Here is a 15798-nt window from a genome sequence, read left to right on the forward strand (position 1 = left end):
GTCATGGAAACCAACTGACCGATGAAATTCGAATTGGGGACTAGGAGATGGCATATTATGAAGTTTAAGCAACGACTGATCGGGGCGATAGGAGTACTAGTAGTCCTCGGTTTGATCGGTCAGATGTCAGTGGCCTATGCGGATGCCGATTATGATAAAGCCAAGGCTAATGCGCCGCAGGGGCTACCACTAAGCAACTATTTTAAATTTGGTGATTTTGCGGGTAATTCGGCTAAGGTTGTGGATACGGGACGAAGTGATGGGACACAGATGGTTCAGTTGACGGATGCGAAAGCGGAAGTCGGGACAATCTGGACCGGAGATGACTATGCCCTCGATCTCAATAAGAATGCCACGGCATCGATGTGGATGTACTTTGGAAACTACCCGGTGGATGCGGGGGACGGGATGGCTTTTGTGATCCAAAATGATACGCGCGGCGTCAATGCCGTATCACGGGCTTCTGATGGGACTGTCGGCAATGGGCAAACTTTAGGTGTCTGGGGAGTTGACGATAATCCGAAGGGGACAGCGGCGCAGATTGCCAGTCGAGGTATTCAAAATAGCTGGGCCCTGGAATTCGATACGTACCTGAACAGTAATAACTTTGACTTACGAACCGGAGTAGCTAAGCAACACATTGCTTCTAATTATCCAGGATATGCGGGGAGCTATGGTTCCGGTGGCGACTTCTTTTATTTGAATCACAATGGGTTGATGAAGGATAGTAGTGATCCGAATTACCTGCTTTCATCGCGAGATAACACTTGGAAACACTTAACACTTAAATGGGACGCGGCTGCGTCAACGATCACGTATGCCTTTAATGATAAGAATCCGGCCACCGGTGACGCAAAGACGGCGACGGGAACCCAGACCGTTACGATTGACCGGAGTAAGATCGATCCCAACGGTACAGGTAAGGCACGTTGGGGCTTCACGGGTTCAACCGGAGAACTCTGGGAAAATAATTTGGTGATCTTTGAGCAGTTACCCGGAATTGTTAACAGTTCGGCGTCAGCGACCATTACCAATACGCGGACTGACAAGCAGATTGCCACGGGTGATGCCATTGATGCGGGAACACCGCTTCGGGCGGATTATCGCTTAGATTATACGAGTGGCTCTAAAAGTTGGACCGGGATTAGCGCTAAGATCAATCTACCGAACAATTTTGCTGCCAACTACGCAAAGGTCACCTACGCTAATGGAAAAACAACCTTGCTTGATACGTCCCAACTGTCGGACCAAGCGTTGACGGCAGCCATTGATGACCTGAATACGACTAACAATGTGGCGACGGTTTCGGTATACGGTTCGGCAACGAATTCAAGTACGTCGTCAGCCGTGAGTGTGCCGGCCGCAACCAGTCACTTTAACGGCTCAAATGCGTTGACGATGGCGAGTACGCCGGCCTACATGATTAACCCTCGTAACAGCTGGCAACTAGGCTTGTACTTTGGTGCGGTGGGTACTGGGACGACCACAACGTCGATGACTACGACAGCGGATGGGGTCGATTTGACTGGATATTTTACGTTTGCACAAGATAATACACCCAACTCAGGAGCGTCAATCAATGGTTCAGCAGTTGACTTGTATCCTAGTATTAACGGAAAGGCGTTAAGTTCGGTTAAAGTGTCTTCCGGTACTTCGCGGCAATTCAGTTATCATGTTGCCGCAGCTGACTTAGCGAGTGGTGAGAATCGGGTGACCCTGACGGCCGGATATACTGCCTCCACGGGTACCATTTATTCAACACCAATTACTGCGACGGTAACGGCCGGAGCGCTAGGGTTTCAATCGGTCAGCGACACGCTTAACTTCGACGAGACGCTGACCGGGAGTACTGAGACGATTGCGCCGGTTAGCCAGCCAGATGTGTCGGTTAGTGATACTCGTGGGGGTCAGAACAGTTGGACCGTCAAGGCGGCATTAACAGGGATGAGCACTAATTTCCCCGGGACGTTGATCTACCAGCCAGGTGATGGTTCATCGGTGTCGTTAAATAATCAAGCGGCAACAATTGATACAGGAAAAGCCGCTAGTTCAGCAACCGATGTTAGTGATGACTGGAGCCAGACTTGGACGGGGGCCTCTTCTAAGGGCCTATTCTTGAAGGTGCCAGGGTCGTCGACTTCTGGTAATTATAACGGTCAGATTAATTGGGAGCTAGACGATACGCCTAGCTAGAAAAATATCTAAAAAGACTTGTCAGGAATCTTGAATGATTTTTGACGGTCTTTTTTGTTAATATTTGTCGTTATATGTAAGAGTTACGGATAGGCCGAATTGTCCTAAAATAAGATAAATGGTAATGGTCAATAAGTGCTGCTAGTCGACATCTTTTCTATTACCAATGGAAATGAAGCTTGATTAATTAACCGATAAATAAAGGTGTCTTTTCCTAGTTGTACTTGGTAAAATGAAAGCGGTTAAACATCTATTAGATTAATAAAATTCAAACGATGTTTTGTGAATGGTTTATATTGTACGCTTCAAAGGGCAAAGCTACATAGGGAGACGATACAATGGGGATGAAACGTTGGTTCTTAGGTGGCTTGGCGCTGGTTGTGGCGGGGTTACTAGGTGGTCCAGTTGCTCAGGCCGATAATAATGATTTGAATAATGCGATTAGTTCAGCGCCACAAGGACTGCCTTTGAATGATTATTTTAAACTGGGGACATTTAGTACCAGCACTGGCGGCGGTAATTCCGCTAAAGTAATTGATAGTAATCGTGGTGATGGGACGCAATTGGTTCAGCTAACGGATACCACGAATGAAGTGGGGACTATTTGGACGGCGGATAACTATCGGCTTAACTTGAATCAGAACGCGACAGCCTCTATGTGGCTGTACTTTGGCTATCGGACGTCTAGTGCGGGCGATGGGATGGCGTTCGTGTTACAAAATGATGCTCGGGGTGTGGACGCTATTGCTAAAACGACCAGTGGGGCGGTTGGTGATGGTGAAACGCTGGGGGTCTGGGGTGTTGACGATGGTATTACTAATCCACAAATTCAATCACGAGCGATTCAGAATAGCTGGGCGTTAGAGTTTGATAGCTTCAGTAATACGCAGAGTCGCAAGGGATCGGCCTTCGATACATCGATTGGGTCTTATCCCCATATTGCGTCTAACTATCCAGGTGCTGGTCTGACGTATGTTACGAATAATTTGAGCCCTGATAATCCCTATGTGCTTATGCAACACCAGGGTGTCATTCAAAATAACAGTTTTAATCTCCTATCCAATGGCGCTTGGCATCATGTGACGATGAAGTGGGACGCGGCCGCTAAGACGATGACGTATAGTTATAACGATAAGGACCCAAGCACCGGCAACGCCCAGACACCTGTGGGGACGAAGACCGTTTCCATCGATCCGACGAAGATTGATCCGAATAATACGGGCTACGCGCGCTGGGGATTCACAGGCTCAACTGGTACAAACTGGGAGAATAACCTGGTGATCTTCGAGCAAGTTCCGGGCGTGGTTAACAGTAGTGCATCCGTGACGGCAACGGACTTGACGGCCGATAAGGTGATTGCGGCGGGGGACACCGTTACATCGGGTGACCAGCTACAGTTGGCGTATAAGTTAAACTACGACAGTGGCTCGCAAGATTGGAAGAATGTTGTGGCCAAAATTGCGATTCCCAATAATATGACGGTAAGCTATGCGAAGGTGACTTATGCGGATGGGAAGAGTGAGCTGATTGACCCAAGTACCATCAGTGCTCAGACGCTGAAGTACCAGCTAACGCGTGACTTGAATGGCACTAATGCACCGGCCACTATCACTGTTATTGGCAACGCTATGGGGGTTAAAAACGCCACGACAGCCGTCGCAGCAGCGAAGAGCACATTTAATGGGAGTAATGCCCTAACGAATGCGACCACGCCAAACTTTACGATTAGCGCTGCCTCTAACTGGAATTTGCGGTTATTCTTTGGCGCTGCTGCTAATGGAACTAAGACGAGCCAGATTGATTTGGATGGCATCAAAGATACTACGTTAACCGGGCATTTTACCTATTCGTTAACGAGTACGGCTAGTGATGCTGGCTACGGGGGAACAGCCGGCAAGGCGGTGACCTTGCGACCCACGGTAAATGGACAGACGCAAACGTCCACGACTGCCGGAGATGGCGGCACCTTTTCGTATACGGTGCCGGCTAGTTTGTTGTTGCCGGGAGCCAATACCGTGACGCTCTACGCAACTTACAACGGTGGGACCAACGTGTCAGATGTGATTAAGGCGACAATCAATGTGGGGTCGTTAGCCTTTTCGAATGTGACCAGCAACATTGCCTTTAATGCAAAGCTAACTGGAACGTCGGCCACGATTGCGCCAAGTAGCCAACCCAATATTTCTGTCGTGGATACGCGAGTGACAGGTAAACACTGGGCCTTGAGCGCTAATCTGACGGGATTAGCGGCGAGTTTTCCGGGGGAAGTGGTGTACCAACCAGGAAATGGGAGCGTGACCACCTTGAGTAGCCAAGATGCGGCCATTGATACGGGAAGTTCGGCTGCTACCACGGACGTTAGCAAGCAGTGGTCCAGTACGTGGACGGATTCATCATCGAGGGGGGTGTTTTTAAAGATTCCAAGTGCGACGACGGCTGGAACTTACGACGGCACAATCACGTGGAGTCTAAAGAACGCACCGAGTTAAGCAGACTATCACGAGTAAAATTAAAAGAGTCGATCCCTTTAGCGTGCTTGAAAGGATCGACTCTTTAGTTGCTTTAGGGGGTTAGGCCGTCTTTTGTGACAGCTTATCTAGCCAGGCCGGCAGTGACTTAGCCAATTCCTGATAGGTCAATTCGAACTTATGCGTGTACCACGGATCGTCAATCGCTTCGTGTTGATGATCGGGTAAGATGTCTAGGCATAAATGGACCTTGGCAGCGTCTGCAGGGGTGGGTGCCAAACGTTTGAGGTTAGCGACATTGCTGTGATCCATCGTAATAATGGTATCAGCCCACGCAAAGTCGGCAGCCGTGATTGGTCGTGAACGATGATCACTAGCATCCAATCCATGTTCCCGTAACGTTTTCAAGGCGCCGGGATGGGGATGATTGCCCTCTTCTTCGGGACTAGTTGCCACTGATGCCACCGCAAACTGATCGGTCAATTGCCGGTCAGCTACTAATTGTTGGAAAATGACCTCGGCCATGGGGGAGCGACAAATGTTACCTAAACAGACAAACAAAATGTGTTGCATAAAGAAATCCTCCTAACAAATGGTAAAATAAAGCCAAGTTGCTGGTCTCGGGTGGGGCCTTTTGCTATGATTAGTTTAGCAGAAAACTCGGTCGGTTCCTAGGCCAAGCCAGTAGCCCGATACGTGAGTTTTGTAGGGGACAAAATAATTTTTTGGAGGCGTGATTTTATGGTTGCGATTATTGCGATTATCATTATTGTTTTACTCGTTATCTGGTATGTTGCCAGTTATAACGGTCTGATTCGGAGTCGGACAAATGTCCAAGAATCCTGGAGTCAAATTGACGTTCAATTAAAGCGGCGAAATGACTTAATTCCCAATTTGGTATCCACAACCAAGGGATATGCCAACTTTGAGCAATCGACGTTAAAGAAAGTGGTTGCCTTGCGTAATCAATTGACGGCGGTACCTGCTGATGACCATCAACAGACGATGGAAGTCTCTAATCAGTTATCGACGACGTTACGGTCGTTATTCGCTCTGTCTGAAAACTACCCGGATTTAAAGGCCAATGCTCAATTTAGCCAATTGATGGAAGAGCTGACGAATACGGAAAACAAGATTGCTTATTCGCGGCAATTGTACAACAGTTCGGTAGCAAGCTTGACCGTGAAGATTCAGTCCTTCCCAAGTAACATCGTGGCTAAGGTGCACCATTTCCAAGCTGGTGAATACTTGCAAGTGCCAGAAGAAGAAAAAACCACGCCCAAGGTTAACTTTGACGACTTTGGGTCAGATAAGTAGGCGATCATATGTTATATGACCAAATTGCTATGAATAAACGGCGCACGGGTTACGTCATGTTTGGCTTCGGCGTCTTAACTTTAGCGATTGGTGCAGCATTGGGTTACCTCTTTTGGAACAGTTGGGTGTCAGGAACCGTGATTGCCGCAGTGGTGGCGGTGGTCTACATGTTGATTATGATTAGCCAGTCAACCAATGTGGTGATGAGCATGAATCATGCCCGTGAGATTAAAGATGTCAGTCAGGCGCCGCAGCTATGGCATTTGATTGAGGATATGGCGTTGGTGGCCCAAGTACCAATGCCGCGGGTCTTCATCATTGATGATCCCAGCCCCAATGCGTTTGCAACCGGAAATGATCCCAAACATGCAGCTGTCGCGGTAACTACCGGTATTTTAGAACGGTTGAACCGAGAAGAGCTAGAAGGGGTTATTGGGCATGAAATGTCCCATGTTCGTAACTATGATATTCGCTTACAGACCATTGCGTTAGCCCTTTCCGCAGCCATCAGTTTATTGGTTAACTTTGCCAGTAATTGGTTCTGGTGGGGCGGTGCATCTCGGCGGCGGGATGACCGCGATGATTCGGCTGGTAATATCATTGGTTTGGTCATTTCCGTTTTTCTGATTATCTTGGCGCCATTAGCGGCTAGTATTGCGCAGATGGCCCTCTCGCGTAATCGAGAATATTTGGCAGATGCCTCTAGTGTTGAGCTGACGCGTAATCCACAAGGCCTGATTAGTGCGTTACGAAAGATTGATGACAGTCAGCCCATGAAAGCTGCCGATCCTAACAGTGCGGCCCTTTATATCAGTGATCCATTCAAGCACAAACAAAAATTTGCCGACCTCTTTGCGACTCACCCACCGATTGCCGATCGAATTGCTCGGCTGGAAAAAATGTAAAATAAGTGGGCGCTGATCGGCGGTTTCGTAGTACAATTAGGTGTGATTGAAACTAGGGGAAAGAGTGTGCAACCATGCGCGGAAATTTTATCTATATTAGTCTAGAGCCGGTGACGAATATGATCTATTCACTGGGAATTTTACCCGCTGATTTTTTGAACGGGATCCCGGCTATTCCGAACCAATTATTATTGCTGAACGAAGAGTCTGGCAACGATGTGGAAATTAATCCGCATACCCGATTGCAGACCATAACCGGGCAAGCGCAGATTCGCCGGTATTTGTTAGGTAAACACGACCACGCTGTTAAATGGCTAGATTATGCCCACGGTGATGACTTGGACTTCTTACTGCCCACGGAGATTGCTGAACTGTTATATCTAGCCCACATGGATACCCACATTCGCACGCCTTTTTATGCTAAACTTCAGAACAATTATGTTTCTTTGAGCTTAAGAGACGGGTTCTATAAGACGTATTACCGCCACTTAGGTGATGTGGATCACGTTTTAGAAGTTAGTATCAAGCGGCATTTGCGCGCCATGCACAATAACCGTTGGGTCTTTGCCCGTCCGTTGGCAATCAGCGATGTGCCGCATGAAATTCTGTTACAGCTGACGCAAGGGCTAATGGATGGCATGATTGTGGCGTTCGATCAGCTAGTTGAACGACGGCGAGTTTATGTGATTCCTGTGCGCGCGATTACCCATCCGGAGCACCAAAATGCGTGGTACACACAAGAGGATGTTTACGCCGACTCTCGTGAGGTCGCTAGTTTGCGTTATGATTTGACCACGCGTGAGTGGGCGCTGAGCATTCATGACAATCAGGTATTTAATGATGTTAGTGAATTAATTTAGAAGTTGTCAACCACCGGTGACGAGTTGTCATCGGTGGTTTTTGCGTTAGTTTTAAGATTGTCTGGCGTAATCCATGGTATAATGAAATTCAGAATTTATATCAGAGATAGCGAATACCTCTGGTCAGAATTATTTCGAGAACGTGGCGACCTTAGGCGGCCGTTTCACTAATTAGGAGTAGAAAACATGAAGATGCAGCTTGCTGAAATTGCTCACGCAGTGGGAGCAATCAATGATTTCGAACAATGGGGTAGTGTCAGTGTGACTAGTGTGGCATTTGATAGCCGACACCTCCAACCGGGAGGACTCTTTATTCCCCTGACTGGTGAACACGATGGTCATCAATTTATTCAGTCTGCCATCGACCATGGAGCTGTGGCAACGCTTTGGGCCCGTGACCTAGCGTCCGCCCCCGCTGACTTCCCAGTTATCCAAGTCGATGATTCGCTGAAAGCCTTACAAACCCTCGCCCAATACTATCTGTCTAAAATTAATCCACGGGTGGTGGCGGTCACTGGGAGCAATGGTAAGACCACAACTAAGGATATGATTGCGGCGGTTTTGAGCACGCAATTTAATGTCACCAAGACGCATGCGAACTTTAATAATGAGATTGGGGTACCCATGACGGTGTTATCCATGGAGCCCAATACCGAAATGCTGGTTGTTGAGATGGGAATGGATCGTCCCGGACAATTGGATTTTTTGAGCCAATTGGTCTCACCAGATTTAGCGCTGATTACCATGATCGGAGAAGCCCATATTGAATTCTTTGGTACCCGCGATAAGATTGCGGATGCGAAAATGGAAATTACACACGGGTTGAGTGATGATGGCGTGTTTGTCTTTAATGGTGATGAACCCTTACTACGCGAGCGTGCCACTGAATTGACCCAGCGACAGGTTACTTTTGGCCAGCAGGGCACCGATGATCTGTTCGCGACTGACGTTACGGGAACCCCGACAACGACCAGTTTTACCACGAATCAGTGGCCGGAAGTGACATTTACTATTCCAATGATTGGGACGTATAATGTCAATAACGCCTTGGCAGCCTTGTCCGTAGCAATGCTATATCGGATTCGACCAGAGAGCGCCAAGCAAGCGCTCGCGACCGTTAGCTTGACGGAAAACCGGGCGGAATGGGTGACAAGCGCCTCTGGTGCGGCCATTCTCAGTGATGTGTACAATTCAAACCCAACGGCGGCTAAGGAAGTCTTAACGGCCTTCTCGCAAACGCCAGTAACTGGTCAGCGCTATGTGGTCCTAGGGGACATGCTGGAGTTAGGCGACCAGGCTGATGCGATGCACGCTAGCTTGGCAAGCGCTATTGATGCAACGAAGATCGACCACGTTTATCTGGTCGGTCCACACATGTTGGCACTACAGGCTGCTTTGGCACAGCAACAGCCACAGTTAGTTGTTTCTCATTATGAGACGACTGATTTGGCGACGTTAACGGCTGATCTACAAAACCAGCTGACGGCGGATGATCAGATTTTATTGAAAGGGTCCCACGGGATTCATTTAGAACAAGTATTAGCGTCCTTACAGGATTCTTCTGAAAATTAGTGTGAAAACAAAGCAACTTCCGCGAGAGCTGGGAGTTGCTTATTTTCTTTCAGCGTTGTATGATGGCTTAGTTGTATTTTTTGAAACGAACCCCGTTTTAGCCAATCATCGTTCGCGTCATGGAAAACGGATTTTTTCCAAGAGCCCTGAGGCACTAAAACGACGAACTCATTTAGGAGGAAATTATTTTTGAAGTTTAAAGAACTGGGTCTCTCTGAAGACCTACTTAAAGCAATTACGTCAGTAGGTTACGAGGAAGCGACCCCAATTCAAGCCGAGACAATTCCGATGGTTTTAGCCGGCCAAGATGTGATTGGTCAGGCACAAACCGGTACCGGGAAGACTGCGGCCTTCGCCTTACCAATTTTGGAAAAAATTGATAAGAGTAACGAAAATGTTCAAGCGCTGGTTGTTTCACCAACACGGGAATTGGCTATCCAAACCCAAGAAGAAATTTACAAGTTAGGCCGGACTGAACGGGCTAACGTGCAAGTTGTCTATGGTGGCGCTGATATTCGTCGTCAGATTAAATCCTTAAAGAATCACCCGCAAGTGGTTGTTGGGACCCCGGGTCGGTTATTGGATCATATTCGGCGGCACACGTTGAAGTTAGACCACGTACAAATGTTGGTCTTGGACGAAGCCGATGAAATGTTAAACATGGGTTTCTTAGACGATATTGAAGATATTATCAAACAATTGCCAGAAGAACGTCAAACGATGCTGTTCTCTGCAACGATGCCGCCTGAAATCAAACGGGTTGGTGTCCAATTCATGAAGGACCCTAAGCATGTGAAGATCAAGGCTAAGGAATTAACCACGGACTTGATTGACCAATTCTACGTGCGCTCTCGTGATTTCGAAAAATTTGATGTCATGACGCGGTTCTTTGACGTTCAATCACCAGATTTGACGATCGTCTTTACCCGGACAAAACGGCGGGTAGATGAAATTGCCAGTGGTTTGGAAGCCCGCGGCTATAACGCTGCTGGGATTCATGGGGATTTGACGCAGAAGCGCCGGACCCAAATCATGAACGACTTCCGTCACGGTAAGTTGGATATCTTAGTGGCAACCGATGTTGCTGCGCGGGGGATTGATATTAACGATGTCACCCATGTTTATAACTACGATATTCCACAAGATCCCGATAGTTATGTTCACCGGGTTGGCCGGACTGGCCGTGCCGGGAAGCATGGGGTTTCCATGACGTTTGTGACACCAAACGAAATGGACTACTTGCGTGAAATCGAAAAGCTGACAAAGGTGCGGATGTTACCTTTGAAGCCACCTTCGGATGAAGAAGCGTTCGTCAGCCAATTGGGTGCTGCGAAGGAAACCATTGCTGACCTGGTCAACAAGGCGGATAAGGAAAAGTATGCTAAGGCAGCTGAAAGCTTGCTAAACGAATACGATGCCGAAGACTTAGTTGCGGCGCTCTTGAGTGATGTCACGAAAGATGACAATAACCAAGTACCCGTTAAGATCACGCCAGAACGACCATTGCCTAAGCGCGGTGGCAAACGTCACGGCGGTGGCGGCTACCATCATGGTGGTGGCAATCGTCGCGGTGGTAATGGCGGTGGCGGTTACCGTGGTGGACACCGTTCTTCAGATCGTCATGGTAATGATCGTGGCCATGGTTCACGCAACCATGACTCACGTAACCATAGTGATAACCGGAGTCACCGAAGCAACAATGGCGGTGGTCGGCGTAACGAAGGTGGTAGCCGCGGCTTCACCATTCGAAAGAAAGACTAGTTTTACATGAGAATTGATTGGAGAGCGCTCATCCTAGTGATGAGTGCTTTTTTTATAAAAAAATTTTGCTGCATAAAAGGTTGATTTAGCAGGCTTAAATAGCTATGTTCACACTATAAATGGATTCTGGATAGAAAAGTTGGCTTGCGTTCAATACGGGTGCATGCTATTATGTCCTTATAGATTTGATACGAATAAACTTATAGCAACCCCCCACGGAGGTATTATCATGGCCAATAACTTTGACTTACATGCTGCATTGACGCTTGCCACTAAGCCAGGTCCATTCGTTACCATGACTCTGCCAGTCACGGGAATCCCCGCGACTGACCGCACCCAATTTAACAGTTTGCTAAAACAGGGAAAAGAACAACTTGAGAAGGTTGCACCTGACAGAACGTGGTCTGCTTATGCTGAATCGTTCACGCCGTTTGAACACGGCCCATTGACTAATGGGAGTGCCACAGGTCTGCTGATTATGGCGGGCGCCAGTGATAGTTATCATTATTGGCTACACACACCGGTGGCGGCCACAGTGACGGTTACGTATCAACCGAATGTATTACCCATTTTACAGGCCCAAGATAAGACCAGTGATTATGACATCTTGCTTTTAGGTCGTGATGCGTTTGATCTGGCACAGGTGCGCAATGGGCGGCCAGAAATGGTGAACTTACCAGTCGATGCTCCCGTAACGTTGGAAAAGGCCCTGGGAAGTGAACTGCGGGACCGTGGGCGTTGGCAGCGATCTGCCGGAGAACATACCCAGTACAGTGGAACCGGGTCTTTAGATACAGCCCGGGAAGCGGATCAACGAAATTATTTCATGATGGTTGACGCGTATGTTTCCCAGCACTATTCGAATGTCGATCAAGTTCCATTGATTCTGGTAGCCAATGCAAGTGATCAGGGGAATTTCCGAAAATTTGCTCAGAATGCTTATTTAGACCATGTCGTGCGCGTTGTTCAGGGACCGAACCTGGCGGCAGCCAATCAAACATTAGCGGCGTTGGCCTTGTCAATTACGGAACAGCGACACCAGCAGGCAACACAGATTCGGCGGGATGCTTACGCTAAGGTTCGGCAGAATCAACAGGTTGTCCAAGACTTGGGTCCATTAGCGACGGCGGCCGTACAAGGGCAAGTGGCGAAGCTGTGGTTACGCGATGATGCCAGTCAACCAGGCCATTTAACTGAAAAGGGAACGGTGATGACAGCCACAGCGTTAAGTCGGCAGAATAATCTATACAATGATCTGGCCCTGCAGGTCAGCCGCTTAGGTGGACAGGTCGAGGTCTTACCAGCAGATGCCATGCCAACCAGTAATCCTGTAGCTGCGCAATTACGGCTCCGTGAAACCGTTGCGCATTAATCAATAAGTATTTACTAGGTAGTCGAACTGCGAGTCGGCTACCTTTTTTGTGCGAATGGCCAAATCTTTTAGGGGTTTATCTGTGAAATGGTCTGATAATAAGTTAAAATTCGACTTAACTCAGCAACTTGTAACCCTAATTAGGGGTGGCTGTGCTAAAATAATAGCTAGACTTTAAGCGAGGTGAACACCATGATTTATGGAACCGGTATTGATATCACTGATTTAAAACGGGTACAGCGGGTTGTTGAACGCCAACCACGTTTTTTAACTAAAGTCTTGACACCGAATGAACGCGTTGATTACCAGAAATTGAGTGGGCAACGTGCATTGGAATTCATTGCGGGACGATGGTCAGCCAAAGAATCCTACAGTAAAGCAATGGGGACGGGGATTGGGGCGACTGTGACCTTTCAAGACATTGAGATTCGGGATAATGATGCCGGGCGGCCAGTGGTGCGTCGCCAACCATTTGGGGGAATTGCGCACGTTTCGATTTCACACACGGAGACGGTCGTGATGACACAGGTTATTCTAGAAAGAGGGAACGAATCATGGTAGTTGGGGTCCATCGGCCAACACAATTAGTGATTGACCGCCAAGCGTTACACGATAATATTCAGGCTGAAGTGACACGGTTAGCGAGTGGCTGTGAGTTATTTATGGTGGTTAAAGCTAACGGGTATGGGCATGGTGCTGTTCAGGTGGCTCAGGTGGCTAAAGAGGCCGGTGCCACTGGTTTTTGTGTGGCCATTTTGGATGAAGCCCTGGAATTACGGGCAGCCGGTTTTAATGAACCGATCCTCGTATTAGGGGTGACGGAGCCAGAAGATGCGCCGTTGATGGCGCAACAGCACATCTCAGCAACCGTTGCGGCGACTGACTGGTTAGTTGCTGCGGACGCCTACTTGGCATTGGCACAACCAACAGCACCGTTACAGGTTCATTTAGGATTGGATACAGGAATGGGCCGAATTGGGTTTAAAACAACAACTGAGTTGACGACAGCGGTTACTTATTTGGCAACCCACGCAACGTTGAACTTTGAAGGTATTTTCACGCATTTTGCCACGGCTGATAGTCCAGATGAGACGTACTTTAAGCAACAAGTTGCCAAGTGGCAAACGTTGACAGCTGTTTTGAAAGAACGACCACGGTACGTCCACGTGTCAAATTCCGCTACGAGTCTCTGGCATGCAGCCTGCAATGACAACATGGTTCGTTTCGGTGTTGCAGGGTATGGTTTAAATCCTTCCGGGACTGCTATTCCAGCGCCGTATGCATTAAAGCCAGCGCTGAGTCTAACCAGCCAGTTGGTTCATAGTAAACAAGTCGTTGCCGGTGAATCAGTCGGCTATGGGGCCACGTACACCGCCCAACAGACGGAATGGGTGGGGACTGTGCCGATTGGTTACGCAGACGGTTACGAACGACGACTGCAAGGTTTTCATGTACTAGTTGATGGTCAGGCCTGTGAAATTATTGGGCGTGTGTGCATGGATCAACTGATGATTCGTTTGCCTCACGACTACGCCCGAGGAACGCGGGTGACTTTGATTGGTCGTGATGGTGATCACGTCATTACGCTTCAAGAAATGGCCGATTATTGTCAAACAATTCATTATGAGCTTGCCTGTGGCTTCACAAGTCGCTTACCACGAGTTTATCGTCACTAATTTATGACGTTTTTGTGTCCAGAAATGATGTTTCGTGGTAAACTAAGTGAGACGAAGTGATTAACAACTTGAGGAGGGGCAAAATTCCATGGCTCAATCACGACAATTGAAACCAGTAACGTTGCGGCTTCACATGACGCGTACCAAGCAGCGCCAGGCATTAGTGCCATTACGAGCGGCTGCCTCACGGGAGTTAGCTTTAATTGTTGGGTATCAGGCGATGGCGCTCATCAACCGGGACCTCGCACAGGCGTTCACGCCTTGTGAAGAGGAAGCGGAACGGCGGTTAACCCAGTTTCGTAGAGCAGAGAGTTAGTATAAAAAATTTAAATAGTGAGGGGATGGCGGCCTATGGCCCGTGTTGAAATCAAACGCGGTGACGTCTTTTTTGCCGACCTTTCACCAGTCGTTGGTTCGGAGCAAGGTGGCATGCGCCCCGTGTTGATTATTCAAAACAACGTGGGGAACCACTACAGTCCGACCGTGATTGTCGCAGCGATTACCGCCCGAATCGAGAAGCCAAAAATGCCGACGCATGTCGGCATTTCTGCCGCTCGTACTGGGATTGAACGGGATTCGGTTATTTTGTTAGAACAAATTCGGACAATTGATAAGCAACGGTTGAAAGACCAAGTGACTCATTTGGATGTAAAAACAATGGCAGCGGTGGACACGGCACTTGCAACCAGCATTGGCTTGGTGGACAAGGCACGTAAGAAAAAAGTTAAGTAGCAATTGTACATAGTGAATGACATAACCCGTTAGCAGGTGGAACACTTGCTAACGGGTATTTATGTTCACTAATAATTGTGCCCAGGTAATGATCACTGGATATAAAAAATCGACAAAGCCAGCATGCTTTGCCGATTTTTTATATACTAATTTTCGTGACGTAAGTCTTCAATTTCTGGCACGTGGAATTCTTTGCGTTCCAGAGCCTTAACGATGCGGTCGAGCTTTTCTTCATCGACTTCGGCGGGTAGGGTAAACATGGTCCGGTGAACCAGTTCGCCTTCCTGGGCGTCAAGGCTGATTACACTCGCAATGGACGTGTACTTCGTAATGACTTTGGCCATACCGGCTAAATCACCCCGTTCACCAGCAGAAACGACGGTTAACACGTAGCTGCTGATGTTGACGTTCCAAGATTGGGATAGCATATCCATCAGACGGGTATGGGTTAAAATCCCATAAAAAGCGTTCTTATCATCGAGAACAGCGATGTAAGGCAAATCCTTGATGGAGAAGAAGACGTTGAAGAAGGCAGCATTCACGGAAATGAACTTCGTCGCGTTCTTTAATAAAGATGTCACGGGGAGCTGCATATCACCGCCCCGAGATTTGTGACGATAGATGTGCATTTTGTAAATGTTGCCCCGGAAAATCTGACCCGTTTCGTCAAGGATTGGGACACACCGGTAACCGGAATCTTCCAGAACCTTTAGTGCCTGTTCCAAGGTGACATCCTCGCGAACCGTCACTAACCGTTCTTTCGGTTTCACTAGGGACTTTAACAGCATAGCTGATGACCTCCTAAAATTAGAAACTTCTAATAATCTCTTTTAATAATACCATATTTCTAAGCGAAACGGGGAGAAAATTTCGATGAAATTCGTGGTAAAATAAAAGAAAGTTTGGCTAAGGGAGGGTCAACGGATGAAACAACCAGAAGAT

Annotated in this window: 14 protein-coding genes; 12 read left to right on the forward strand and 2 right to left on the reverse strand. The window is 48.0% G+C overall.

Annotated elements, in window-relative coordinates; all coding sequences use genetic code 11:
* Positions 1–57: 57 nt before the first annotated feature.
* Both FC61_RS11855 and FC61_RS11860 read left to right on the forward strand, forming a co-directional pair.
* The gene (locus FC61_RS11855; RefSeq protein ID WP_042516667.1) at positions 58–2193 is read left to right on the forward strand and encodes a lectin-like domain-containing protein; all 2136 of its coding nucleotides are present in this window, start codon (positions 58–60) and stop codon (positions 2191–2193) included.
* Between the two features lie 338 nt (positions 2194–2531).
* On the forward strand, positions 2532–4682 hold the full coding sequence (locus FC61_RS11860) for a lectin-like domain-containing protein (RefSeq protein ID WP_021742951.1): 2151 nt from the start codon (positions 2532–2534) through the stop codon (positions 4680–4682).
* A gap of 81 nt (positions 4683–4763) precedes the next feature.
* On the opposite strand, the gene FC61_RS11865 is transcribed toward FC61_RS11860, so the two are convergent.
* Positions 4764–5234 carry a low molecular weight protein-tyrosine-phosphatase gene (locus tag FC61_RS11865; protein ID WP_035465148.1) on the reverse strand — a complete coding sequence of 157 codons (471 nt, stop codon included), beginning with the start codon at positions 5232–5234 and terminating at the stop codon, positions 4764–4766.
* Between the two features lie 168 nt (positions 5235–5402).
* On the opposite strand from FC61_RS11865, the gene FC61_RS11870 reads away from it, so the two are divergent.
* The 10 genes from FC61_RS11870 (at position 5403) to FC61_RS11915 (ending at position 14856) form a co-directional block, all read left to right on the forward strand.
* On the forward strand, positions 5403–5978 hold the full coding sequence (locus FC61_RS11870) for a LemA family protein (protein WP_011667284.1): 576 nt from the start codon (positions 5403–5405) through the stop codon (positions 5976–5978).
* Between the two features lie 8 nt (positions 5979–5986).
* Positions 5987–6883: a zinc metalloprotease HtpX gene (gene htpX, locus FC61_RS11875; RefSeq protein WP_021742948.1), complete on the forward strand. Its 897-nt coding sequence runs from the start codon at positions 5987–5989 to the stop codon at positions 6881–6883.
* A 74-nt stretch (positions 6884–6957) separates the two neighbouring features.
* Positions 6958–7743 carry a hypothetical protein gene (locus tag FC61_RS11880; protein ID WP_021742947.1) on the forward strand — a complete coding sequence of 262 codons (786 nt, stop codon included), beginning with the start codon at positions 6958–6960 and terminating at the stop codon, positions 7741–7743.
* A 186-nt stretch (positions 7744–7929) separates the two neighbouring features.
* Positions 7930–9315, forward strand: a complete 1386-nt coding sequence (locus FC61_RS11885; RefSeq protein ID WP_021742946.1) for a UDP-N-acetylmuramoyl-tripeptide--D-alanyl-D-alanine ligase — start codon at positions 7930–7932, stop codon at positions 9313–9315.
* A 189-nt stretch (positions 9316–9504) separates the two neighbouring features.
* Positions 9505–11076, forward strand: a complete 1572-nt coding sequence (cshA, locus tag FC61_RS11890) for a degradosome RNA helicase CshA (protein ID WP_011667289.1) — start codon at positions 9505–9507, stop codon at positions 11074–11076.
* 229 nt (positions 11077–11305) lie between these two features.
* Positions 11306–12448 carry a baeRF6 domain-containing protein gene (locus tag FC61_RS11895; protein WP_024525681.1) on the forward strand — a complete coding sequence of 381 codons (1143 nt, stop codon included), beginning with the start codon at positions 11306–11308 and terminating at the stop codon, positions 12446–12448.
* A 192-nt stretch (positions 12449–12640) separates the two neighbouring features.
* A complete protein-coding gene (gene acpS, locus FC61_RS11900) occupies positions 12641–13009 on the forward strand; it encodes a holo-ACP synthase (RefSeq protein ID WP_011667291.1) in 369 nt (122 codons plus the stop codon).
* Positions 13003–14124: an alanine racemase gene (alr, locus tag FC61_RS11905; protein WP_021742942.1), complete on the forward strand. Its 1122-nt coding sequence runs from the start codon at positions 13003–13005 to the stop codon at positions 14122–14124. The genes acpS and alr overlap by 7 nt, the downstream gene beginning before the upstream one ends.
* 88 nt (positions 14125–14212) lie before the next feature.
* On the forward strand, positions 14213–14440 hold the full coding sequence (locus FC61_RS11910) for a hypothetical protein (protein ID WP_011667293.1): 228 nt from the start codon (positions 14213–14215) through the stop codon (positions 14438–14440).
* Between the two features lie 35 nt (positions 14441–14475).
* Positions 14476–14856: a type II toxin-antitoxin system PemK/MazF family toxin gene (locus tag FC61_RS11915; RefSeq protein WP_011667294.1), complete on the forward strand. Its 381-nt coding sequence runs from the start codon at positions 14476–14478 to the stop codon at positions 14854–14856.
* A 146-nt stretch (positions 14857–15002) separates the two neighbouring features.
* Here FC61_RS11915 and cbpA read toward each other — a convergent pair whose 3' ends face one another.
* Positions 15003–15644 carry a cyclic di-AMP binding protein CbpA gene (cbpA, locus tag FC61_RS11920; protein WP_021742941.1) on the reverse strand — a complete coding sequence of 214 codons (642 nt, stop codon included), beginning with the start codon at positions 15642–15644 and terminating at the stop codon, positions 15003–15005.
* Positions 15645–15798 lie beyond the last annotated feature (154 nt).

It is taken from the genome of Levilactobacillus brevis ATCC 14869 = DSM 20054 (genome assembly GCF_001433855.1).
GTDB classification, from domain to species: Bacteria; Bacillota; Bacilli; order Lactobacillales; family Lactobacillaceae; genus Levilactobacillus; species Levilactobacillus brevis.

Excerpts from the sequence above, each read along its gene's own strand:
- acpS (WP_011667291.1), top strand. The coding sequence starts at position 12,641 with ATGATTTATGGAACCGGTATTGATATCACTGATTTAAAACGGGTACAG.
- FC61_RS11870 (WP_011667284.1), top strand. The coding sequence starts at position 5,403 with ATGGTTGCGATTATTGCGATTATCATTATTGTTTTACTCGTTATCTGG.
- htpX (WP_021742948.1), top strand. The coding sequence starts at position 5,987 with ATGTTATATGACCAAATTGCTATGAATAAACGGCGCACGGGTTACGTC.
- FC61_RS11855 (WP_042516667.1), top strand. The coding sequence starts at position 58 with ATGAAGTTTAAGCAACGACTGATCGGGGCGATAGGAGTACTAGTAGTC.
- FC61_RS11860 (WP_021742951.1), top strand. The coding sequence starts at position 2,532 with ATGGGGATGAAACGTTGGTTCTTAGGTGGCTTGGCGCTGGTTGTGGCG.
- FC61_RS11915 (WP_011667294.1), top strand. The coding sequence starts at position 14,476 with ATGGCCCGTGTTGAAATCAAACGCGGTGACGTCTTTTTTGCCGACCTT.
- FC61_RS11880 (WP_021742947.1), top strand. The coding sequence starts at position 6,958 with ATGCGCGGAAATTTTATCTATATTAGTCTAGAGCCGGTGACGAATATG.
- FC61_RS11865 (WP_035465148.1), bottom strand. The coding sequence starts at position 5,234 with ATGCAACACATTTTGTTTGTCTGTTTAGGTAACATTTGTCGCTCCCCC.
- cbpA (WP_021742941.1), bottom strand. The coding sequence starts at position 15,644 with ATGCTGTTAAAGTCCCTAGTGAAACCGAAAGAACGGTTAGTGACGGTT.
- alr (WP_021742942.1), top strand. The coding sequence starts at position 13,003 with ATGGTAGTTGGGGTCCATCGGCCAACACAATTAGTGATTGACCGCCAA.
- FC61_RS11895 (WP_024525681.1), top strand. The coding sequence starts at position 11,306 with ATGGCCAATAACTTTGACTTACATGCTGCATTGACGCTTGCCACTAAG.
- FC61_RS11885 (WP_021742946.1), top strand. The coding sequence starts at position 7,930 with ATGAAGATGCAGCTTGCTGAAATTGCTCACGCAGTGGGAGCAATCAAT.
- FC61_RS11910 (WP_011667293.1), top strand. The coding sequence starts at position 14,213 with ATGGCTCAATCACGACAATTGAAACCAGTAACGTTGCGGCTTCACATG.